This window comes from Paraburkholderia sp. GAS448 (genome assembly GCF_050435685.1).
GTDB lineage: Bacteria > Pseudomonadota > Gammaproteobacteria > Burkholderiales > Burkholderiaceae > Paraburkholderia.
Genome location: NZ_JBNDKT010000002.1, coordinates 316371 through 339224 on the forward strand (window position 1 = coordinate 316371; position 22854 = coordinate 339224).

Sequence of the window (22854 nt, forward strand, 5' to 3'; positions counted from 1 at the left end):
GATGGCGTGCGCAAATCGAGCTGTATCGTTATCCGCGTAACCGAAGCTGTCAGCTCGGAGCGCGTGCAATTATCGGCAACTGACGAATGGACTTTTGGATTCAACCTTGTGCGCAGTGTGCTGAGCTCTACGGGAAGTCGGCCGCCGAGCCTCCGCACCAAGACCTCATGCTCGACGGCGTCCGCTCAGAGGAGGGTGCACGATTAGAAGAGCACTACAGTTGTGTTCGGTGCTACGGAGTGTTTGCGCGAATTCTTGCGGGGCCACCGACAATGCAGACTTGGATGCTGCTGAACGCCGCCCAGCATTAACGTAACGCTTGCTCAAACTCGAAACGGCGCGAGGCCCTCGCGGCTAGACGGCTCCAAATCGGATGGGCCGCCGCGAAGGGTGCAATGCGAAGAAAATCATGTGACGGCGCGCATCGCGTTCAACCACAAAAACCCACCGGTCTATTTTGTGTTTCACCGGTGCGAACGCCGAGAGTTTTTTGAATGGGCAATTACGCTATGCGGTCGGAACGCGCTGTAGCCGGAATCGATATAGGTGGCGACCGGAAAGGAAATCATCTGGTTATCCTGCGCGGCACCCAGATTGTGTGCAACCTCCGCAAGGAGGCGCCGGAGCATATGCTCGAAAAGTGCCTCCAGTTTGAGGTTCCAGTGGTCGGTATTGATGCACTCTGTCGGTGGCGAATTGGCGAGGCCGGAAGGCAAGCTGAGAAAGCGCTTGCACGGCAACGAATCTTTTCGTTTGCCACCCCGACTCGTGAACTGGTCATGGCGAGTAAAAGCGGATTCTACGGATGGATGTTCAACGGCGAGAGGGTATATGACGCATTCGCCCCACACTTTCCTCTTTTCAAGAACGGTGGAGAAATTGGGGGCCGGCTGTGCTTTGAGACGTTTCCCCACGCAATAACTTGTGCATTCTTTGGGAAGGAAGTCGCATCTGCGAAGAAAAAGGGAACTCAGCGCCGGGAAATCCTCCAACGTGAGGGAGTTGAAATAACGTCACTGAGGTCTATCGATGACGTTGATGCGGCGCTGTGTGCGTTGACGGCGAATTATTTACTTGAGGGACGAGTCGATGTGTATGGCGATGAGCCAGGGGGATTCATTGTGGTCCCACGCTTCCTGCGGCCAAAGTAGAAGACATCAAGTCACACCTTCCCGCGATTGAACTGGCACGCCTGGCGCGGCCGAACCGGCAAGTGTCCCTTGGGTACGTCTGGCACCAATTTTGAATTCGCTCACAAGCGACCGCGGTTTAATCACGGCAATCACCTTCAAGGAGGAGCGGTGCATCTGACACGACATCTGGCATTGCTGCTATCACTGACAGCTTTGGGTTCAACCGGAGCATGGGCGAGCGATATTCAATGTGCAACCACGCGACAACCGGCTGAGCGCGTCATATGCGACCACGCCATCCTGAACAATGAGTACGACGATATCTTCGCGCAACAGCGGGCTCTGCTGAGCAGTGGGAAGCTCTCGCGCGAACAACTCGCCCGGTGGAGGCAATCGCGGAGCGCCTGCACCGACGTCCACTGTATCGACCGCGTATTTGTTCGGTGGGCGGTGATGGCCAAGTCTGTCGAAACCACTTCTCGCGCTGCAGTGGCTCCGGTTATGGCCTCGGCTACTGCCATGGCTCCTGTCGGACCTGCTTCGGAACCAATCGCCCTTCCCGCTTCCCAAGCGTTGCCGACATCGGAAGCGTCTCTGGTGCGCCAAGGGAGTGCCGCGGGCGTGACGCTTCCAAAACCCGTGGAGACACAAGCCTCTTCGCCTACGGCCGCTTCTGCTCCTTCTAGCGAAAGTGAATCCCGTAGCACGACTGGCATGAGCGCCGGCCTGATGACGGCCTTGCTTGTCGCGGTTGGATTCGGCGCTCTCTTCCGACGCCGAAGGAGGAGCGGTGGAAGTACCGGGGAACCACCAAGTAATGTTCGCGGCAAGGACAAGCCTTGAGCGGACCGCATTGACGGGTATGGAGCGCGGCGACGCAGTGTTGTGATTTTTGGTGATACGCCGCTTTAGTCAATGCGCTAGCCTTTTCTAGCGCGACCGTGGCATATTGCGGCCACAATCATACGGAGGTCACCTGATGGCAACAACTTTGGAAGCAGTGCAGGCCAAGATGAAAAAACTGCAAGCGCAGGCGGATGCGCTTATTGCAAAGCAATCGTCGGGCGTCATCGAAAAGATTCGCGAGTTGATGGCGAAGCACGGCCTAACCACCGCTGACATTGACGCGCACGTTGGCGGCAAGCAGCGCGCCACGAAGGCAGTTGCTAAGACCATGAGCAAAGGCAGCGCTGCTGCGGTCAAGTATCGCGACCCGAAGAGTGGTGCAACCTGGACCGGACACGGCCGGGCTCCAAGTTGGATTGCCGCCGCGAAGAACCGAGACAAATTCCTGGTTGACGGAAGTACGGCGACAACGAAACCGGTTTCTGTTAGCAAAGCGAAGGCGGCTGGCAATTATGTCCGCGGGCCGCAGCCGGCGATGTACCAGGACCCAAAGTCGGGCGCGACGTGGAGTGGACGCGGCCGCGCGCCGGCGTGGATTGCCGAAGCCAAAGACAGGAGTAAGTTCCTGATTGCAGGTGGTGTTGAAGCAACTGTTGCGACGAACGCAGCTGTTGTGAGCAAGACGAAGGCTGCGGTGAAGAAGGTCTCGAAGGCAGTTGGTGCGACTTCAACCAAGGGTCAGCCGAAAGGTCCGCAGCCGGCTAAGTATCGCGACCCGAAGTCTGGCGCGACTTGGAGCGGACGCGGTCCGGCTCCGGTGTGGTTGGCTTCGGCGAAAGACCGCAGCAAGTTTCTGATTGATGGCAGCGGCTCGGCGGCCGATTCGAAACCGACGGTCACGAAGGCTGTTGCGAAGAAGGCCCCGACGGTGAAGAAAACTGCTGACAAGAAGGCCGTCAGCGCGAAGGTGCCGGCGGAAAAAGCGCCGCGCAAGAGCGCGGCCGTGCCCGCTTCGGAGGCCACAGTCGAGTCTGGCGCAGAGTTGACGACCTAAACTTAGTTGTCAGGTCCCCGGTGGACCAGCGATTTTCTGGTTCCCCCGGGTACACCAAACCGACGACGTTTTATTGCGCCTGTGCTGCCTGACGTTGCGCGGCTTGCTGTTGAGCGTGCTGCTTCGCAAGGTGCCTGCCGACCATGCAGCCACCGACCGCACCAACGACAGCGTGGTGCCCCGCATAATGCCCAGCGACCCCGCCTACCACCGCGCCCTTGAGGCAGCCCGCGGCGTTTGCCGTGCCTGCCGTTACGAAGGCCAGCGTCGTTGCAATCAAGGCGACTCTTATCGGGCTAGCTTTCATTCGAAGATACTCTGAGGTTGGATTTTTCGGATGTGGCGCTTTCCGGTGTCGTTTCAATACCCCCGCCAATCACGACGCTCGCGCCACTCGTGCTCACGCCATTCCTGGCGGCGCCATTCACGTTCACGCCACTCGCGACGTTCGCGCCATTCGCGGGCTCGCCAGTCGTCGTCGCCGCCGTACGCGACGGCGACAGGTGCGGGAGCATACACGACGGGCGGTGGCGGTGCGTACACTGGCTCTGCCGGCGCATACACGGCTCCGGGGATGCCCAATCCGATGGCGACGTCGACGTGTGCCGATGCTGCTGTTGATGCCGCCAGAACCGCCAGACCAAGTGCCGCGCCAAGTATCTTCTTGTTCATCTTCGCTACTCCTCGCACATTCGAGTGCAATGTCAGTGACTACGGCTCGGAGTGTAAGGAGCGATGTCGGACACATGTGAAACGGCGGTGCGAGATTCGTAACGCGGGATTACGAGTGCTTCCTTTGCAGCCCAGGATGCGCTCAGCGCGGTAACGCCCTTCCCACGAGTTCGACGCCTGCTGCGGTCACGTCAACGGTACGTGCGTTGCCGATGACAGAGTGGTCGCGTAGCGGCGAAGCGCAAGCATTCGTTAGGCGAGCACGCCAGCTACAAACATACGCTTCTCATCGCTCCGAGATGCACGTCCATTAGCTTCGAGTGACGGCCGAGATGACGCCAGATTGCGATTTATTCTCACTCTAGTGTGCGGTAACGAACATTCCGTAGGTGGCCGTCGAATACGTTCGCAGAGCACCGAATCGAGTTTTCCTTCAACGCAGCACGTGCAAAGCTTGCACCTAGCGACGATGCTTTGCAGGAGAAATGGGTTCAAGTGCCAGGCAGTTGCGGGAGCCGTATTGAATGGTGCTACGTACTCGCGAGGCTGACCAGCCGGGGACTGTTGAAAGCAGCCACCTTGTTGGCATTGGTGCGAATTCCACGTCATACCCCCGGCAGATATTGCGATATTTGTGGCAATCGAGAACTAACAGAAGGAGGCCCGCGATGTCAGATTCCATTTCAAACGACGACGCTGTGAATGGCGTCCGAGTTGTAGCCGACGAACTCAAGAACTTTGTAATCCTGTCGTCAAACGGTCAACTGGACTTACCCGGGGTGTCGACGAGTCAAAATGTGCAGCGAATCGTCCAGGCTGCCGTGGATGGAAAGCCTGAAAACGGTCTAGTCCTGTATTTCCACGGAGGTTTGACTTCAAGGGCTGCGGGGCCCAACAATGCGACTCTCCTCAAAAACTCCTACTACGTCGAAGCTGCAACCTATCCGGTCTTCTTCGTTTGGGAGTCAGGGTTCGGCGAAACGCTAGACGACTTGCTACAAAAGATGCTGACGCAAATTGCTGGCGAGAAACTCTTCCAATCGTTGAGAAAATGGCTGCCACATTGGGTGAAGAGCCATCCGGAACATCCGTTGTCTGAAGAGGCAGCCGGCTACGTCCTCAGGCGTGATGGACTCGAAGAACAAATCAGAGCCGATATAGCTAGCGACCCAGAATTTCAGAACGCGTTGCGGGAAGTCTTTCAGGTCGCCTCGGGAACTCAGTTGGGGTTCCAGACTAATGTCGCTGTGCTACCCGACAAGGCTGCGCTGGAACAAATGTTTGGGCCCGCCGACGTTAGTTTCACATCAGAATCTGCATGGAACAACGTCAAAACATGGCACTATTTCGCTGGAATTGTTGTCAACCTCCTACGTCGCATTGCACATCATAGAACTCATGGGACCGAGCCAACGGTAGTGGAGGAGATTCTCTCTGCGGTCTATCTGAATTCCGTCGGCGCCGACATTTGGAAACAAATGAAAGATGCGACGGCAAACGCTTTTGGAAGTGAGAGCCGCGCAGGCACCACGTTGCTGGAGACCCTTAGTGACCATGCGTCCTCCGGAAAGGCCTTTGAAAAGGTGACGCTTATTGGGCATAGCGCTGGCGCTATCTACATTAGCAATTTTATAAAAAATGCGAGCAAGATTCTGCCGAATCTCACATATGACGTGATTTTTCTTGCTCCGGCCATTAGACATGACGAGTTCGCGACCATGCTTGGCAGCCACCAACAAGCGGTCAGAAATTTCAGGATGTTCTCAATGTCTGACGCGTACGAGACAGAAGACCATCTCGTTAACGACGTGTACGTTCGCTCATTACTCTACTTCATCGCTGGCGTGCTGGAAAAGGATGAGCTTGAGGATATGCCGCTCCTAGGCATGCAGCGATATTTGAACGATACGGGCACATTCAACGGGTCAGAGTTTCCTGCTGTGGACACGGACCGCCGGTTTCTCACAGCGGTGCCGAATCGGACGGCTTGGTCGGTCTCACCCACCAATGCACCCGAAGGCCTTCGTACCGCTGCGAGGCAGCATGGAGGGTTTGCTCTCGAGGCAGAAACGAAGGCGAGCATTGTTTATATCCTCAAAGAGGGTTTCGGTTCATAGGGCGTTGAGCACAAGAAGTGCTGGCGGAGAGAGCTGTGACGTTCGGTTGAGTTTGGCCACGGAGCATTGGCAATGCTGGTCTTGAATAGCCAGCACATCCACAAAACAGGTCCGTGGCACAACTCCACAGTTCATAGCCCTTCTATAGGCGACGCGCTGTAGGGTATGGCAGCAATCATGCAGTATTTCAGGCGCGATGGGCGTCAGGTCTCACGCGACATGCATCATTCCGACAAGACGCAAACTCGCTCAAGCGGCCCGCAGCCGCAATCGAAGCGTTTATGTTGGCGAACAGACGCAACGGAGCTTCTCCTCGGTGGTTGCGCAAGACAGTAAGGTGGTACCCTTACAATGCAGCATCGAGCTGTCAAGTCAAGCGCCGCTAATCGGAGCAAACCGAAGTGCTGACGTTCTCGCAAAATGATTGACTGACCTCTGCTACAGCCAAGCGTCCGAACGTGATTGACTGCGTTATAAAAAATGCCAATGCAATTAGGCTTCGGGGGGAGGATATGAACGGTTTGGTATGCGTATTTTCAAATAAGGCTCTTCCGGGCCTCAGCAAACTCGGCCATACTTTCGAGTCTGCCGAGGCGCGCGCCCACAAGCTATCCACCGCAGGCATTCCGCACTCTTATAACGTGGCGTTCTCGATTCACGTTGAAGACGCGTTATTAGTCAAGTCGCGTGTAAAACGAGCCTTGCACAAATTCCGCGCGGAAAAGGAGTTCTTTTGTTGCTCTCCGTTGATTGCTGCGACGGCGCTACGGGAGGCAGTAGCCGCACTGGAGGACAACGCTCGCGCATCGGAGCCGTCCAAATGCGTGCAGGAGGCACAGCTCAGTCAGGGAATACGTACTGACCGCGCGCGCGGCCCTTGGCCTCCGAAGGACTCATGCACGGTGGCGAGTCCTACGCTCGACGAACCTCTCAGTCTCGAGGCTGCTGACGACGAGCCCGTTCAGCGCCGAGGTGTTATCGCATGGCACCTGACCGACCACAGCACGGAGATTTAGCCGATGACTACGGCCACCCGCCACTGGAAGAAGATAGAATTGCCGCCAGTGAGCGCCTTAGTCGACCACAGGTCCTGGGGACTGCTGCGGCGAAGCTTAGAAGGAAATGCCTCTTGGGACATCCTCAAAGGCGCGCCGAACGAACTGCAGCACTTGGTGCTCGCCGCGCCGTGCGCGGTCGCCCTGTGGCTCCGGCGTTTTCGCCCGGACCTGCTCGCGCGGCCCACGCTCCACATCGTTGTCGCCGATGCCGATTGCTGCGGGATTGACTGCGTGGACTCCGGAAAGTGGTACCAGTTCATTCCGTTGCTCGCCAATGCACCGTGCCTTCGTGTGACGGTCGAATTCTTGAGTCGCGTTCCCGCGCGACGAACACGGCACCCGAATACATGCACGATTACCCCCCTCTTCGAGCGTGCACACCTGCTCCAGTCTGCGACGATTTTTGACTCCAAGCTTGGCGCGGCGGTTGAACAGTGCAGCGAGAGGGCAATTGACCTAGTGTTCTGCTTCACCCCTGATTTCGGGCATCGGTCGACTGAGTGGTTCGCGGAGACCGAACTGCCTGCCGCAGTGAGGTTAGGCATTCCGGTTGGCTTCGCTGCCCAATCGAAAGCGGAATTTTTTGAGAATCAGTGGCTTGTCGACGCCTACGGATACGCAACCTGCGGGCGTCCGGTCGAGAATCCGTTCGATTACGTCATGGGCGACTACTGTGACGACCTCTCTCCGCGGCATGCTCACATATTGTGGGCTCTCAATCCGCGCCTACCTGACTACGGGTTTGCCCCAGATGCCTACCGCCTCGCCCAGTTCGCCGACTACCACGCGTGGCTGGATGATAAGGGCTTTGAGTTTGGGCGCAGTGCGCAGTTCGCCGTTCCCGGCGAGCGTATTGAGGAGCTAGAACTCGAAGGAGAGGACTCGACCGTCTTTCTCGCCAACGGCATGATTGTCAATATGCATAACGGCGAATGCGGTCAAGTTGTCTGGGACCTTGGCCAGCACCATTACTTTGAACCGGCGGTCTGCTTGTCGGACGGGGTTCTCTCGTCATATCCAGAAAATCCAAAATTCTCGTTCGAGCGCGCCCTCTGGTCCGTGGAAGCGTCCAAAGAGGCCTCGTTCACCCTTGAAGTGCTTCAGGAAGTGAGCGCGACAAAGTCGAGTTGGTGGCTGCCCACTAGCTCGTATTTCAAGCTGATTTCCCTGCTTCCCGGTGTGACACCGGACGATAAGCATGTCATAGACTTGATGCGAGAATCAGTCAACCGTGCGTGGGACATGAGGGACCTACTCTCGACGCCCGTGAAGCTCGCGCTTGCTGACCTAGAGCCCTACGTCGTCAAGCCAGACCAGAAAAAAGAAACGTCGGGGGCTCGCGCTATATTCCGAGCCCTACGCTCAGGCCGTGACGCCGAGGCGTTTCGTGAATTGAAGCTTCGCTCTGACCTCATCAATGCGCGTTCCACCTCGAAAAGCACGCCCGCGATTGAGGCGGCTGCGGCCGGTCAGCGCGATATGCTCCAATTCTTGGTCGAAAAGCGTGCAGACATGAAGGCGTCCGACGAAATGGGCTACACCGCTCTGCATGTCGCGGCAGAGGGCGGGCAACTCGCTTGCGTGCGGCTACTGCTGCGCTCAGGTATCGACGTGGACGCGAGAACACATTTGGGATGGACGGCTCTGGGCCTAGCGCTGGAGGCTTACAAACGGGACCCTCTGCTAGAGGTGCACCTCGAGATAGCACGCGTGCTCATCCATGCAGGAGCGATATCCGACGCCCCGCCCGAGCAACCGCCCGTGTCGGTGCCCGCGGGACCGGACACTCCTGCCGAACCAATGACACCGGCCGACGCCGCCGAATCCAAACCTCACCAACATATGCTTCGCATGCATCGTGAGTCAGGCGGTCGGCCTTAGTCAAACCCGTGCAAAATGCGGAGTTGGTGAAATGCGTCGCGACGTGATTTGGTTCCTTGCCGACTGGACGGTCGGCTCGTGACATTTACAGCCCGAACGCAATACGTCCCAGTGCTGAACTGCGAGACTGGAAGATAGCCGGCAAAAGAGCGTTGTTGGAAAGGCGGGGACAAAGGATGTCGCAAACCGAACCAGCGATGTGCGCCGCGAGTGCATCAAGGGCGCTTTCTGCTTTGGCATCAAGCCGTTGGGCCACGTGCCAACGATTTAGCAACAGCATTTGCCAATCAAAATCGGGGATAAGTTTGGCGGCGCTGAAAAGCAATTGGGCTCGTAGGATAGTGCGGCGCCGTCCCTGTTTAGGGGTGTTACTGACGTCGATAGCTGTCTGCACTTTACGTTCGCAATTGCGGCTAGCTCTTCGGCGTGTATCGGACCTATGTGGCATCTTCAAAGTCGGGAAAGGGCTACCGAATGCCCTGCAAATTTTCGCCGTTTACCGTAACAGTGCCGGCTCGAAGTCTCTGCCAGACGAAAAGTCCGCCTATTGCCACAGCACGAAGGGGAACGGAAAGGACCAGGCCGCATATGTACAAGGGAACCCGCCACACGAGAGCCAACTGGAGCTACAAGGGAACTTCCGCACTTTCACCGAATTTCGGCTCAGAGGAGGAATGCCGCGCTCTGCTAGCCAAGTGCCGCGAGGTGTTTATTTCACGACGGCTTCTGGATGAACTTGACTTTCACCAGCTTGCCATCACGAAGGGAAAGCCCACTCTAACGGCGGTGTTTGGGGCACGTATCCGCAACGCTCGTCGTACGCTCGATGACAAACGCGTACCGGAGCGAGTGGTTTTCGCCCTTCCGGCCTATCTGTTTATGGCGCCAAAATTCGGAGGACTCCTCGCGCGTATCTCGCGACGTGAGCGCGGAGAGATGCCCGATGAACTTAAGGACCTGCACGCATTTCTGAAGGCGCAAGCTCTCGAACCCGTCGTCCCGACGACGCGGACCCTCATTCACGTCACAAAAGACGGCAAACGTACTCCGTTTACTACATCCGCACCGCCAGTCGGACATGGGCGCCGACGACGACCTGCGTCTGTCACTGTTGCGCCTGCTTCAGGTGAACCGGAGAAACAGAAAGCTTCGCGTCAAGTCTCTGACGCGGGGCCATCTGCTCTCGCGCTGGCATTGCAGACCGCTCTCTCCTTGCAACAGCAAAAAAAACGAAGTGAGCCCGAGCGATAGACGCTCAGTTAAGATGCAGTATCTTCCAGCTTCATAAGGTTGTGGCCTTGAAGGCCTCCGAAGTTTTTCCCGAAAAAGGAAATCCCGCTGCGCGATTCAGATTGCATAAACGGGAAGCGCAACATTGCCGTTGAGGTATTAAGTGAACGACTACGATAACGAAACAGACGTGCCTGTTCCCGAGATGAACTTGTTTTCAGGCAACGTCCCAATAAAAGATGCACTTAATCAGTTGCGACTTCGTCTGCTGGACCTGACCAGCAGAAACCGACTTCTCAACTTCAAGCCCACGGCCGGCAAATCGCTGCAATTCGTCCAATGCAGTCCAGAGGTCGTCTGCAACCGGCTAATTGATACTCCCAACGTGGCGATGGTGACGCTCACGGGCGTTCCGGAACCTGAGCGCGCTGCATGGGTGACGAAAGGTGGGCGGCTCACTCGCCCCGATGCCCGTGACTATGCCTCAACTGTGGGCATTCCGACGACTTACGAGTTGCCGCAAGGCAATATGAAACTGCCTGCAACGGCCGCGTCGGGGGCGCAAATGCGCGCACTCTTCTACGCAGAAGACCTGGCGCTGCATTGCCGCAAGATTGAGCGCGAAGCCAAACTGGCAATCGAGGAAACTGGCGCCAATATGCTTTATCTCGTTTTGGGCTTCCTTGAATACCCTGAAGCCGAAAACAGCGACAAGTTGTATCGCGCGCCACTATTGAGCTTGCCGGTGCGGTTGGAGCGCACGACTAAAGGCAAATACGACGTCTACTGCATCGTATATACAGGCGAGGAACTGACAGAGAACATCTCGCTTCGCGAGAAAGTTAAGCGCGACTTCGGGCTGTCATTGCCGGCATTCAACGAAGAATCGCTTTCCCTTTCCGGCTATCTTGAAGCAGTCGAAGAGGCTATTGACCATCTGCCGCGCTGGAGCGTGAAGCGAATGGCGACGCTAACGCTGCTTTCGTTCGCCACAATGCTGCTTGTCCGGGAACTAAGCCCGGAAAACTGGCCTACCCAGGAAGGGGAGTCCTCGCTGCTTACGCACCCTGTAGTAAAGCGGGTGTTCGAAGGCGGACGCGGCACCGATGCGGACGGCGATGACGCGCAATATGCGACCGATTATGCGGTCGACGACCATAAGCTGGCCAACCTTCCGGTCATCTACGACTGTGACTCGTCTCAGCACTCCGCACTGATTGACGCTATTGAAGGCAAGCACGGCGTTATCGAAGGACCTCCCGGCACGGGCAAATCGCAGACCATTACGAATCTGATTGCAACGGCCCTGTTTATGGGCAAGCGCGTCCTTTTCATGTCCGAAAAGCTGGCCGCGCTTCAAGTCGTGAAGACCCGCCTTGAGCAAGCCGGCCTGGAAGCGTTCGTCCTTGAGCTCCACAGCAACAAGACAAACAAAAAACGCGTTCTCGAAGACCTCGAGACGCGCATCAATTTCAGGCCGCGGCTTCCCGACGGCCTAGAAGACCTCGTCAAGACGGTTGAGACGAAACGCTCTGAGCTCAAGACCTACGCGGACATGCTCAACGGTGTCCACGGCAATGTTCAAGGGCTCACCGTTTATCAAGTGATGTGGCGCGCGGAACGCTATCGGCAGAAATGTGATGCATCCGCGAAAGTGGCAGAAGACCTGCTCTATTACGGTGCGCCCGCGACGGGACAGAGTGAGTTTCAGGTGCTCGCCGACCTCCTGAGCTATGCGGCGAAGCAGTTCGTAGAGGTCGACGGCCGCAAGCCGGACCATCCCTGGTGGGGCTTCTATCCGGAGGTCCTGCAACCGGGCGATGAAGTGCGACTCGAGCGATTGCTCACACGACACATTCAGGACTGTGAGACTTTCGCCCAGGCGTTGTCCGACGCGTCGACGTTCCTCGGCACAGGAACTCCGGTCAGCGAGTCTGGTAGCAATGCTGCAACGTTGTTGTCGAGTCTAGCCGCCATCGCCCCGGGCTCCCCCGATGACGTCGCCTATGGCGCGCTGCCTCGAATCTTCACGAAGGATGACCCCTACGGCGAAACGGCCGAGCAGACACTAAATCAGATTCACATGCGCCTTGCCGAGATGGCCTTGCAATCGCAGGCAGGCGCTAGCAACTGGACCGCTACCACGCCGCCGGGTGACGCAGATATAGAGACGTTACATGAGCACATCAAGCTTCTCGACTACTGGGAAGTGAGCCAGACGAGGCTTCGCGAGTTCCTCACCACGCCGGCGCTCATCCGTGCACGCGTCGCTCAGGCCGAGCACGGATTGAAAGAACTCGCCGCGCTATTTCACATCGCGAAAATAGAGGTGCCTTTCTCGAAGGAAGGATTCGCCAAGCTATCCGCCATGCTTACGGTAGCAGAATCTGCGACCGACTCTCAGTTCCGTTTCAGACATCCTTCGCTGCTGGAGCCCAACGCAGCCGCGACATTGCGGGCGGCTGCCGTCACGTTCGCTGAGCTTGAGGCGGCGCGCGAGGCACTCGATGCGAAGCTGTACCTTGATACGGTTCCTGATGATGCCACCCTGAAACAGGCTATCGATACGCTTCGAGAGGGGCCGACCTGGTATCGGTGGGCACAGAGTCCCTGGCGAAAGGCTCTCGCAGTGCATGAGCGCCTTTGCAGAGCAAAAAAGCAGAAGCTCACCAGCGCGGCACGGCTTGCCGAACTTGAAGCGCTGCGCAAGTACCAGAACCACCAGGTCGCCTGGTCAACCAACGAAGTTGTCACGCGACTGGCGGGCCCATTCTATCTGGCCGCCAACACGCCCTTCGAAGAGCTGGCGCTGACCTCCGAATGGCTGATTGACGCGCAGCGAACCCTCAAGCTTGCCGATGTGGAGCCACGGCTGTTCGACGCCCTTACTATCGACGTCTCCCAGATTGCGGCGCTTCGGGTCGTCAAAGATAAGGCTAGTACGGCTCTGAAGAACATCGCAAGCCTCGACGAACTGATGGGCACGGTGCTGCCACATACGTCGCTGTCATTGATGCAGTTCCAGCAATCCTCGTTTGCCGCCGAGCGAATCTCCCTCGCCTCGGTCATCGCGGCTGACATGGAAAAGGTCGGTACGTTTTTCGGGGGGAAGCTTTCTCCCGATATCGCGATGGAAAACGCGGTAGCCTCGGTCCGGGCCGCTCACAAGCTGGAAGGTCTGCGTCAGGCGCTTTCACGCGATGAGCACGCGCGCAACCTTCTGGCAGAGCATCTGCGTGGCGCTTACACCGACCTGGAGCCGCTGTTTGGCGCGCTTACCTACGGTCGCCTCGTCAAGCAGGCGCGCCTGCCTGAGAGCGTTGAGTCTGTGCTGCTTGCAGCCGCAAGCGCGGAGAACTACGTCCGGCTGTCCGGCCTCACTCGCGCAATTCAAGCGGGGTGGACTGCGCTGGATATTTTTTCTGAGCAAATGGCTGCCCTCGGGGCTTTCAATCTGGTCGAGTGGGCAGGCGGGGAGGCGGGCGACCCCCTGCAGTACGCGACGGAACTATCCGCGCGAGCGACGAGTGCTCTGGAAGCGTTCGACGAGTTGCTGCCTTGGGTCCAGTACTTCCAGCTACGTGCAGACATCAAGGCGAAAGAGTTGATTCCGTTCGTCGAGCTCATGGAGGCTTCGCGAGTTCCGCCTGCGCATCTTACGCAAGTATTCGGATACCGGTTCTACGCCTCTATCGCGCACACGCTGTTTCGTGAGTATCCCGAGCTCAGTCGCTTCAGTGGTACCCGCCATTCGACGGTTCGCAAGGAATTCGGTGACCTGGACCGGGAGCTTATCCGCTTGCGAGGACAACAGGTGGCAGCACGCTGCCGGACGCATTCGGCTCCGCCAGCGGGTAACGCAGGCGCGCGGGTGGATGACAAGACCGAGATGGAGCTCCTGCGCTACCTGATACCCCAAAGCCGCCCGCGAGTTCCGGTTCGAAAGATGCTCCAGAAGGCCGGGCGTGCCATACAGGCGTTGAAGCCCTGCTTCATGATGGGACCGCAGGCCGTCGCGCAGTTTCTAAAACCTGGCACCATCAGTTTTGACCTCATCTTGATGGACGAGGCCTCCCAGCTGAAACCAGAGGAAGCGATTGGAGCTATCGCGCGCGGCACGCAACTTATTGTTGTTGGAGACCCGAAGCAATTGCCGCCGACGACGTTCTTTTCCCGTATGGGCCAAACGCCTGACGACGATGGTTCGGCGCAGATTGCTGCTGTCGATGCAGAGTCCATCCTCGACGTGATGATTGGTCACTTCCGGCCAGTGCGCACGCTGAAATTCCACTACCGGTCGCGGCACGAGTCGCTTATCGCTTTCTCGAACGCGGAGTTCTACCGTGGAAACCTGGTGGTGTTCCCGTCGCCTTATCCCAACGGCAAAGCGCTGGGCTTGCGTTACCACTATGTCTCCGACGGCGTCTACGAAAACCAGATGAATCAGGTGGAGGCGGCGCGCGTAGTAGACGCTGTCGTCGACCATATCCTGACCCGCCCCGAAGATTCGTTGGGGGTTGTGACGCTGAACGTCAAACAACGTGACCTCATCGACGAACTGCTCACAGAGCGCATTCGTCAGATGCCCAAGGCTGACGAGTACAAGAAGGAATGGGTGTCGCGAGGCATGGAACTCTTCGTAAAGAACCTGGAAAACGTCCAAGGTGACGAGCGTGACCGCATCATCATTTCGACCACGTTTGGTAAGCCGAGAAACACTTCCGTGGTCCGGCAGAACTTCGGTCCGATTAGCCGGGAAGGCGGCTGGCGTCGATTGAACGTCCTGTTCACCCGCGCGCGGAAGTCGGTGGCTGTGTTTAGCTCGATGCAACCCGAAGACATCGTGTCGGACGAAAAGACACCGGCGGGCACGAAGGCGCTTCGGAACTACCTTACCTACGCCCGCAACGGCGTTTTGACGACTGAGGTGGATACGGGGCTCGAGCCGGATAGTGACTTCGAGGTGGCGGTCATCGATTTTCTGAAGAGCAAGGGATATGAGGTAACGCCGCAACTCGGCGTTGCAGGCTTCCGCATTGATATCGCAGTGCGGCACCCGGACTATCCTTCGACATATCTCGCGGCGGTGGAGTGCGACGGCGCCAGCTATCACACGGGAGTCTCGGTGCGCGACCGGGACCGCATCCGCCAGGAGATTCTGGAGAGTCTTGGCTGGCACGGGAAAATCTATCGCATCTGGAGCACCTCGTGGTTCAGGTCGCCGCGGGTCGAAGCCGAGAAGCTGGTCGCGTTTCTCGAATCGTTGCGGCATGTCGAAGTGCCTGTGGAGTTCCGGCAGGCTCCGGAAGAGTCTCCGCGCGTCGCTGCTGCATCACTGCCAAACGCCGCAACGGTCAGCCCAGTACAGACTCCCAGCCTACCTATCCTTGATGACGTCGACGACGCAGACGACTTCGAGATTGAAGTGGGAGACCTTGTGACTTACAGCCCAGCCGACAAGCCGAACGAGGCACTGACGATTCGTATTACAGCGCACAAGACAGACTTTGCCCAAGGTTTTATTGCACAGCACACCCCGCTGGCACAAACGCTTATCGGTGCGACTGCGGGTGAGACGGTCGTACTGCGCGTCCCCGCAATGCCAACGCAGGCCCTTATCATCCATGAGGTTAAGCGTGACCGAAACGACGCTGCGGCATAAAGTGTCCGAAAGCTGGAGCGCGCGCTATTCGGCTTTCGGAATCGTTGCCATTCTCTCGCCTAGTCGCGCGAGTGGCAGTACTCAAGCGGACGAGGCATGGGCGCCAGTACAGGAGCAGCGGCTTGCCAGCCAGCAGTTCGCCAACAGCATGGACGCGTGGGCCAACAACATGCAGGCGGTCAATGCGCGGCAGCCGCAGACAGTCCATCTGACCGGTCCCAGCGTCCACTGGACCTCCACCAGTTTGGGTAATACCGTCAACACAAATTGCAACTGAGCATGCAGCGGTGCCAGGCGGTCCGGAGCCGACACCACGGGAATAGCGGGTGAGTCGTGAATGCAGTTTGGGTCGCCAGTGCCGGCAACATATCGAGCACCGCATGATGGCGTTCATGGGAAGTCCTTCATGACTAGGCCGTCCGCAGCTACAGTTAATCTTTCCGAGCTCAATATCATCCCGTGACCACCGTCGATTTCCATCAGATTCGAGCAGAGCCGAGGAGCAAGCGCGACTCGTTTGAAGCTCTATGCGTACTGTTGTTCCAGCTCGCGACAACCACGACATCCAGTGACAAATTCGTCCCACTCCGAGGTGACGGTGGCGATGGAGGTGTGGAAGCGTATTTCGAGGCCGCGTCGGGTGACGTTTGCGGGTTACAGGCAAAGTACTTCTTTCAGTTGGGCTCTAGCGAATTCTCGCAAATAAAGAGTTCATACCGCACGGCGTTGGAAAACTATCCGACACTTAAGGAATACCACCTCTACATCCCATTTGACCTGACCGGCATACGTTCGGGTGGACGACGGGGAACGAGTGAGACCTCCCGGTTCAATGCATGGAAGGCTGAGGAGGAAGCTGCATCAGCCGCGAAGGGGCGACGAATCCAAATAATTCTTGTCGCCGGTGCTGAGGTTTTGCGTAAGCTGTTATCAATCGACAGCAACGGCGGGGTCCGCAGATATTGGTTCAATGACTCCGTGTTGCCGGAGCGTCAGATTGCGAACGGTATCGAACAGGCGAAGGCATTTGCAGGTCCTCGGTTCTCCTCGCTTCTTGATGTGGAAACCGAAGCACACCTGGCGCTGGATTTCTTCGGACGCGTCGCGTCCCCGGATGAATGGGTGCGCAGCAACGTGTCTCGGTTCCGCTCGGAATTCGCGGGCCTCCTAAAGCGCGGGAAAGATGTGTTTTCGTGCTTGAGCGTTGACGATTGCACGTCAGCAATCGCGACTCTCTCTGTCATCGTCGATTTGCTCACGGAGAGCCGCACCCTCAGGTTTGTAGGTCATCTTGTGGACAAGCTACAAGACGCTCTTCGCACCCTCCTGTCGTTGGCCGAAGAGGCAGAGCGGCGACAGTATCAGGAATTCTGCGATAAGCACGGACCGGAAAAAGACACGCCAAGCTTCCGACAGTTTCAAGCTGAATACATGGTTGCCTTCCCTGCAGGCAATCTTGACGCGAGCCGCGATGCGGTTAAGGACATCACTGACCTGAGTAGGCTGCTGGAGACTCCTGCAGTGCGAGCGTCGACAGCAAGGTCTCTGTTGCTGGAAGGGCCACCGGGTGTCGGGAAAACACACGCACTTGTAAGCGCGGCACAGCGGAGACTCGACTCAGGTGGTTATTCGCTTGTGGTTTTCGGAGACGACTTCTCGGGCGGTGAGCCTTGGGAGGTTATCCGAACCAAACTGGGCTTCGGTGGGGGAGTCAGTCGAGATGAATTGTTCGAATGCCTTTCTGCTTGCGCGTACTCGACAGGCCTGCCGTTCGTCATTTTTATCGACGCGCTCAACGAGAGTCCCAATGCGGCCCGCTGGAAAGACAAGCTTCCTGAGTTCTTGACGCAGCTGGACCCGTACCCCCAACTTCTCGTCTGTGTTTCTACACGAGACACATATCGCGACTTGGTTGTGGACGCTCGTTTTCCGGGATTCGCCTTCAAACATCGTGGATTTGACGGTCGGCAGGTCGAAGCGTTAGAGGCATTTTGTGCAGCTTACGGACTGAAACAGGAAATCACCCCCTTGTTTTCCGATGAGGTCAGCAATCCGCTGCTGCTCCATCTCGCATGCAAAACCGTCAAGGCGAAGGGCGGTGAATCTTTGGATTTGTCAGCACCGGGCTTCACAGACCTGTTCGAAGGGTACATGGCCCTCTGTACCTCTGCGATTCGGGCCCGGCTTGGATTTTCGAATCCGGCCAATCAAGTTCGGCGCTGCATGCTTGCGATATCGCAAGCGTGGACATCAGAGTCTGGAGAAGGCGTCGACTATGCGGCGGCTGCGGCGTCGTTAATCCCAATCCTGGCCGACGAGATTACACCCGGGGTGATGCTAGACGAAATGCGCCGGGAGGGCCTGCTGATGCTGACTGAGGATGGCGACGACAACTGGTCCGTTCGTTTCGGCTACCAAAAGTATGGTGACTATCTCAAAGCAATAAACCTTCTTGAACGCTGCACGGCGGACGGTTCGCTTGATGTCTCCCAGCTTCGGGGTGAACTGGGCCGTCTCCTTCCCCGAGACGCGGGGCTACTGGAGGCTGTCGCGGCAATACTTCCCGAGCGCGCAGGCATTGAGATAACCGACGCCTCGCTTGCGGTCAACGAAGAAGCCGCTAGCGCCGCATTGGTTGAGAGCATCGTCTGGCGTTCGCGTAACAGCGTTTCGCATGCGACCACGGAAGCGTTTCGCCGTTGTCTGTTTTCGCATGGCCTTTGGGAGAAAGTGTATGAGACCGCATTCAAAGTGTCACTGCTGCCAGACTACGGCTTGAACGCGGATTGGTTGCATCGGCTCTTTGGCAGTCAGATTCTGGTCTCACGTGATGCTTACCTATCTAGAACGCTGTATCGTTCCTATGACGGGAACGGCGTCGTCAGGTCGATACTGGAGGCGGCACTCCGGGCCGATATTGCTCGATGGCCGGAGGAGAGCCGGCGACTTCTATGCATTGTCCTCATGTGGGCAACGAGTTGCGCCGACCGCCGTGTGCGCGACCACGCCACGAAGGGCCTGACACGTGTTTTTAACCTTTATCCTTTCCTCGCCGGGCAAATCGCGAACCTGGTGGAAGAGTCTGACGACGACTACATAATTGAGTCGTTCACACTGGCTGTCTACAGCGCGTGCCTCCTGGCAGGAGAGCGGCAAGCCGACTTCGTAGGCATGCTGGATGAATTGGCGGCGCCTGCCTTCGGGATTGCAAACATAACGGTGCGTGAGACAGTAAGGATGCTTGCTGCGCAGCTTGCAATGACCATGCAGCTTCTGCCCGATGTCGTGACCCGCGTAGACACATTTCGCGTTCCGCTCGAAATGCCGGAACGCTGGCCTCGTTACGTTGATGCAGAGGCGATGACCAAGATTGAACATCTGCCTGGCAATATGAAGCTTGGCGGTGACATGGGAACCGATTTCTGGCGGTACGTCGTTTTGTCGAAGCTCCGAAGGTTCGACCTGGCCGCAGCGGGAATATCTACAGAGAACGTTGCTTCGTGGATGATGCTCGAGGCAATCAAGGTGGGATACCCAGGAGAAAACAACCTTGCGGTGAGCTATGACCGTGAGATTCAGAATGTTTACGGCTTTGGTCGCGCACGCGCGGGTCACGCGGAACGGCTAGGAAAGAAATACTATTGGATAGCTTTACACCGTCTCGTGGGAATCTTGGCAAGAAACGTCCCGCTGAAAGCCACCTACGGTTCCGAGCCGCCGCTTGCTGATGAGGATTTCTGGAACATCGAGTTGCGGAAGGTTGACGTCACCGACGTTCGAGATATCTCCGAGTTCAAATCATACCCAGAGACCGTTTTGGGAGATGCCCGCTATCCGTTTCCCGACGCCTCGACGATAAGCGATATCGCCTGGCTTGACCATGGCGACCTCACGTCCCACGAGCACTGTCTTCAACGCACATCCCCAGACGGGCGGGAATGGGTGTGCATCTCGTTCTACGCAACGGACAACGAGCGCGAAGACGATGCTGATTTCGGTACTAGCAAGCACCGGTACGTGACGGTGGATTACGCGTGCGTAATAATTTCGGCAGAGCGGAGTGTCAGCAAGCGGTTTTTGACCGAGACACATGCGTTCAACTCTCAAGGAAATCACTGTTATAGGGCTTTCTTTGCTGAATACCCTCGGTCGGCACCGTTTAAGCAGTGTGTGGCTCAGGAGCACGTATATCTCGGGTCGAACGGTCTTCTGTCCGCTGAAGTTGAATTGATGAGAGGTAGAGAGTGGGACTACGACTACGCCTCCGATGAGCGGCAGGCGAACCTCCATGTTCCCGCGCCAGCATTCATCGAGCATCTCGATTTGACTTGGGACAAACAGTCCGGTTGGAGAGACCGCAGTGGAGAGCTTGCCGCGTTCTATCTGGATGCGGAACGACGTTATGGACTTTATCTGCGCCGCGACCTGCTATGTCGATTTCTGTCGGATACACGACAGCATCTCTTATATGCGCGTTTCCACAACCGGGGCAGAATGGATGGCGCGAGCGTTGACGCGTGGTCCTATCTCCGCTACGACGGCGAAACGTTCAGCTTACTGCATGAATCGTTTGACCGTTATCGCCCTTAAGCATTTCGATGAGTAGGGCCATAAATAGCGGCGTGCTACGCCACGCCGTGATGTCTGGTGTTGACTACCGCGCATAGTACGCGTGACCATTGGGACCACCTCAAACGGGAGGGCACTGCATGGCACTTTTAAGAAACCTCCTGGGGTTCTTGGGACTGAAATCCCGGCCCGCACGTGCGCCGGGGCCTCGGCCCGTGCCGGAGATTCCGCCTCCGAAAGTGACTGCCAGAACGCCTGTCGAGCGTGACGCAAAGCCAGTCCGTCTCCCATCCAAGTTTGACGACTTGGTGGATTTCGGGCTGGCGCAACACTCGCCCAATAAGCACTGGTCTGTCGGTTACTGGGACCCGGGTCCGGACGCTTCGCAGAAGCGACCAAGAAGTGTCCGGCTTCGCGACAATACGACTGGTCGGATTGTCGCCACAGTCAACAATCTGCAGCGACCTTTCTCAGTTGACGTCTCTGACACGGGCGTTTTCGGGGTGAATGACGCCGGGCAGGCTTCGGAGCTTTCCTCCAGGCTGGTGATTTTCGATTCGACGGGCACGCAGGTGTATGGACGCGTGTACAGGGCGAATCTAGCTGGCTTCAGTATCTCGCCGTGCGGCCGGTACGTCGCAAGTCAGACCTGCAATTCAGCCAACGAGGACAGCTTCATCCTCGAGATACATGACGTCACGCAGCAGCGTGTGCTTGCGTCGTGCACACCTGTAGCAGGTTGGAGCTCGGAATACACGTTTGACACCGAACACGGTGAACTCAAACGCGTTTTCGCGAAAATCAACCACCTCGGGAAATTCGCATACTCTCCGACGGGGGAGTTTCTCGACGCGAAGAAATTCATGACCACACGCCTCACCAAAGGCGACCCGTGGACGCGAATCCGAGCGGCAGGCGAACTGGTCCAGGCGGACGGGTCCGATAAGGCACTCCAGCGCGCGTTCGGTGTTGTTGACGCAACGATTGCGACTTTCCAGCCGGGGCAAGACGATAGATGGCTGGCGGGCGGCTATCGCCTCAAGGGCGAGTTGCTGGAAAAGATGAACAGGCCCGCCGAAGCAATTGAGGCTTACCGCGCCGCACTTGGCCTCGATTCAAAGATTGGCGTCAAGAAGAAGCTTGCCGCGCTGGAAAAGACTGCGTCGCATCAAACGCTGTTGGAGAAAGGAACTGAGCAGCGCGGGGATAGCTCGCCGCGGTCAGACTGAGACTTACCCTGAAGCGGTCATGAGTACGCAGGCGGCGTCGGTGATGATGACCATCAAGGGGGGCACCCTACGAGATTGGTCGGGGGGACGGGATATGAAGGAGCGAGGCGATGACGGATGATGCGCCGTTTGGCGGCTACATGCTTGACACGAATGTATTCAACGATTTTCTTGATGGTCGCATCGACGCTAATCGATTGAAAGGGCACAAACTTTTCGCGACGCACATTCAGCGGGATGAAATCAACAAGACGCGCGACGACGCCCGACGCGAGGCGCTGTTAGCAAGTTTCGCGGAATTAACGACAGGTATCTCTCCGACATCTTCTGCGGTTGCGGGCATTTCTGTGGCTGGTGCGGCCTGCCCCGCAGCGTCTACAAGCGTCGTGCCGACCGAGTGTGGCGTCTGGGGTGTGTCAGAGTGGGGGCAGGCGAAGTGGCGTTCGGAGCGCACGCAGTTTGAAGCGCTTCGAGAGGAACTCGACGGAAGAAACCGTGGCAAGCCCAACAATGTGCAAGACGTGCTGATAGCGGAAACCGCGTTGCAAAATAAAATGACACTGTTGACGAGGGATGCGGACCTTCGATTCGTGGCAGAGAAATTTGGTGTGCTTTGTGCGGACGCTACAGAATTATTCGGAGGAACGGGGAACCCCTCTCCGGAGCCATCCTGAGCTCCTTCAAAGAAGTCAGTCAGCTCCGATTTCACACGCAAAAGAACACCGGTGCTGCCAGTCGCGACCATCCCTTCGGCAAACTCGCCGGCACATTGAACGGAGCGCCGGCCAACTCGCCGTCTTCCACCTATTCGGCCGTTTGCGCCGGCTGATGCCAAAGGTCTTGCTTGAGCAGCACATCGTCATAGAGGAATGCCCACTGGCCGCGCAGCAGCTGTGGAGCAGTTCACGACGCCTGCAAACAAGTTGGCAACCGGGCGGAGCATGGCGCCGCGCCTGCCGTGTGGTCGTCGTCGGTAAGGTTGGCGACAGCTCGGTCAGGCCATTGACTCCGGCGCGCGCCGGGATGCGGGGCTGGTCCAGAACGCGCCACGAAGGCGCTCGGGGCTCGGCGGTGCCGGTGGCTTTGCAGCCGTGGCGCCAATCCGGCCACACAGCGAAATTTTGCGACCGCTCGTACCGAGCCGTTTGACTATTTCGGCAAGCGTCCCGTCGGCTTGCCACTCTTCAAAGCGGCGGCGGCAAGTCGGCGGCGACGGATTCACGAAAGACGAAACCTTCCGACGGGAAAAGAAAGCCCCGAGGGCTTTCTTTTTGGGGAATCCGCGGCATGAGCCACGGCGCGCCTATACCAGGAGGGAAGACGCGTTCCGCAGCGACTCAACCCCTGCGATTGCTCTCTACACTAGGGGTCGCGACGCGGTTTTTCTTGCTAAAACCGAGTGC

The 22854-nt window shown here is 57.5% G+C and carries 14 protein-coding genes; 11 read left to right on the top strand and 3 right to left on the bottom strand.

The genetic code is table 11. The features are described from left to right. The first annotated feature begins 494 nt into the window (after positions 1-494). On the top strand, positions 495-1151 hold the full coding sequence (locus P3T23_RS05085) for a DUF429 domain-containing protein (protein ID WP_429315093.1): 657 nt from the start codon (positions 495-497) through the stop codon (positions 1149-1151). Positions 1152-2112: 961 nt separating this feature from the next. Then, complete coding sequence (locus P3T23_RS05090; protein WP_429315094.1) at positions 2113-3033, top strand: H-NS family nucleoid-associated regulatory protein; 921 nt, start codon at positions 2113-2115, stop codon at positions 3031-3033. A gap of 70 nt (positions 3034-3103) precedes the next feature. Here P3T23_RS05090 and P3T23_RS05095 read toward each other — a convergent pair whose 3' ends face one another. Continuing rightward, the gene (locus P3T23_RS05095) at positions 3104-3340 is read right to left on the bottom strand and encodes a hypothetical protein (RefSeq protein ID WP_429315095.1); all 237 of its coding nucleotides are present in this window, start codon (positions 3338-3340) and stop codon (positions 3104-3106) included. A gap of 53 nt (positions 3341-3393) precedes the next feature. After that, positions 3394-3705, bottom strand: a complete 312-nt coding sequence (locus P3T23_RS05100; protein ID WP_172170550.1) for a hypothetical protein — start codon at positions 3703-3705, stop codon at positions 3394-3396. A gap of 668 nt (positions 3706-4373) precedes the next feature. Here P3T23_RS05100 and P3T23_RS05105 point away from each other — a divergent pair. The 3 genes from P3T23_RS05105 to P3T23_RS05115 all read left to right on the top strand — a co-directional run bounded on the left by P3T23_RS05105 (position 4374) and on the right by P3T23_RS05115 (position 8761). Continuing rightward, a complete protein-coding gene (locus P3T23_RS05105; protein ID WP_429315096.1) occupies positions 4374-5822 on the top strand; it encodes a hypothetical protein in 1449 nt (482 codons plus the stop codon). 512 nt (positions 5823-6334) lie between these two features. Further along, the gene (locus tag P3T23_RS05110; RefSeq protein WP_429315097.1) at positions 6335-6838 is read left to right on the top strand and encodes a GIY-YIG nuclease family protein; all 504 of its coding nucleotides are present in this window, start codon (positions 6335-6337) and stop codon (positions 6836-6838) included. Between the two features lie 3 nt (positions 6839-6841). After that, positions 6842-8761 carry an ankyrin repeat domain-containing protein gene (locus tag P3T23_RS05115; RefSeq protein WP_429315098.1) on the top strand — a complete coding sequence of 640 codons (1920 nt, stop codon included), beginning with the start codon at positions 6842-6844 and terminating at the stop codon, positions 8759-8761. Positions 8762-8846: 85 nt separating this feature from the next. Here P3T23_RS05115 and P3T23_RS05120 read toward each other — a convergent pair whose 3' ends face one another. Beyond that, positions 8847-9086, bottom strand: coding sequence for a hypothetical protein (locus P3T23_RS05120; RefSeq protein WP_429315099.1), 240 nt, complete (start codon positions 9084-9086; stop codon positions 8847-8849). A 263-nt stretch (positions 9087-9349) separates the two neighbouring features. On the opposite strand from P3T23_RS05120, the gene P3T23_RS05125 reads away from it, so the two are divergent. The 6 genes from P3T23_RS05125 (at position 9350) to P3T23_RS05150 (ending at position 22125) form a co-directional block, all read left to right on the top strand. After that, positions 9350-10012 carry a hypothetical protein gene (locus P3T23_RS05125; protein ID WP_429315100.1) on the top strand — a complete coding sequence of 221 codons (663 nt, stop codon included), beginning with the start codon at positions 9350-9352 and terminating at the stop codon, positions 10010-10012. 142 nt (positions 10013-10154) lie between these two features. After that, complete coding sequence (locus P3T23_RS05130) at positions 10155-15653, top strand: DUF4011 domain-containing protein (RefSeq protein ID WP_429315101.1); 5499 nt, start codon at positions 10155-10157, stop codon at positions 15651-15653. After that, a complete protein-coding gene (locus P3T23_RS05135; RefSeq protein ID WP_429315102.1) occupies positions 15628-15930 on the top strand; it encodes a hypothetical protein in 303 nt (100 codons plus the stop codon). Before P3T23_RS05130 ends, P3T23_RS05135 begins: the two co-directional genes overlap by 26 nt. Positions 15931-16265: 335 nt before the next feature. Next, positions 16266-20243: an ATP-binding protein gene (locus P3T23_RS05140; RefSeq protein ID WP_429315103.1), complete on the top strand. Its 3978-nt coding sequence runs from the start codon at positions 16266-16268 to the stop codon at positions 20241-20243. A gap of 119 nt (positions 20244-20362) precedes the next feature. Then, the gene (locus P3T23_RS05145) at positions 20363-21451 is read left to right on the top strand and encodes a hypothetical protein (RefSeq protein WP_429315104.1); all 1089 of its coding nucleotides are present in this window, start codon (positions 20363-20365) and stop codon (positions 21449-21451) included. Between the two features lie 110 nt (positions 21452-21561). Then, positions 21562-22125 carry a type II toxin-antitoxin system VapC family toxin gene (locus tag P3T23_RS05150; RefSeq protein WP_429315105.1) on the top strand — a complete coding sequence of 188 codons (564 nt, stop codon included), beginning with the start codon at positions 21562-21564 and terminating at the stop codon, positions 22123-22125. Positions 22126-22854 lie beyond the last annotated feature (729 nt).

Coding starts and splice junctions, on each gene's coding strand:
- P3T23_RS05145 (WP_429315104.1), top strand. CDS start 20,363: ATGGCACTTTTAAGAAACCTCCTGGGGTTCTTGGGACTGAAATCCCGG.
- P3T23_RS05095 (WP_429315095.1), bottom strand. CDS start 3,340: ATGAAAGCTAGCCCGATAAGAGTCGCCTTGATTGCAACGACGCTGGCC.
- P3T23_RS05125 (WP_429315100.1), top strand. CDS start 9,350: ATGTACAAGGGAACCCGCCACACGAGAGCCAACTGGAGCTACAAGGGA.
- P3T23_RS05150 (WP_429315105.1), top strand. CDS start 21,562: ATGACGGATGATGCGCCGTTTGGCGGCTACATGCTTGACACGAATGTA.
- P3T23_RS05085 (WP_429315093.1), top strand. CDS start 495: ATGGGCAATTACGCTATGCGGTCGGAACGCGCTGTAGCCGGAATCGAT.
- P3T23_RS05100 (WP_172170550.1), bottom strand. CDS start 3,705: ATGAACAAGAAGATACTTGGCGCGGCACTTGGTCTGGCGGTTCTGGCG.
- P3T23_RS05115 (WP_429315098.1), top strand. CDS start 6,842: ATGACTACGGCCACCCGCCACTGGAAGAAGATAGAATTGCCGCCAGTG.
- P3T23_RS05090 (WP_429315094.1), top strand. CDS start 2,113: ATGGCAACAACTTTGGAAGCAGTGCAGGCCAAGATGAAAAAACTGCAA.
- P3T23_RS05105 (WP_429315096.1), top strand. CDS start 4,374: ATGTCAGATTCCATTTCAAACGACGACGCTGTGAATGGCGTCCGAGTT.
- P3T23_RS05110 (WP_429315097.1), top strand. CDS start 6,335: ATGAACGGTTTGGTATGCGTATTTTCAAATAAGGCTCTTCCGGGCCTC.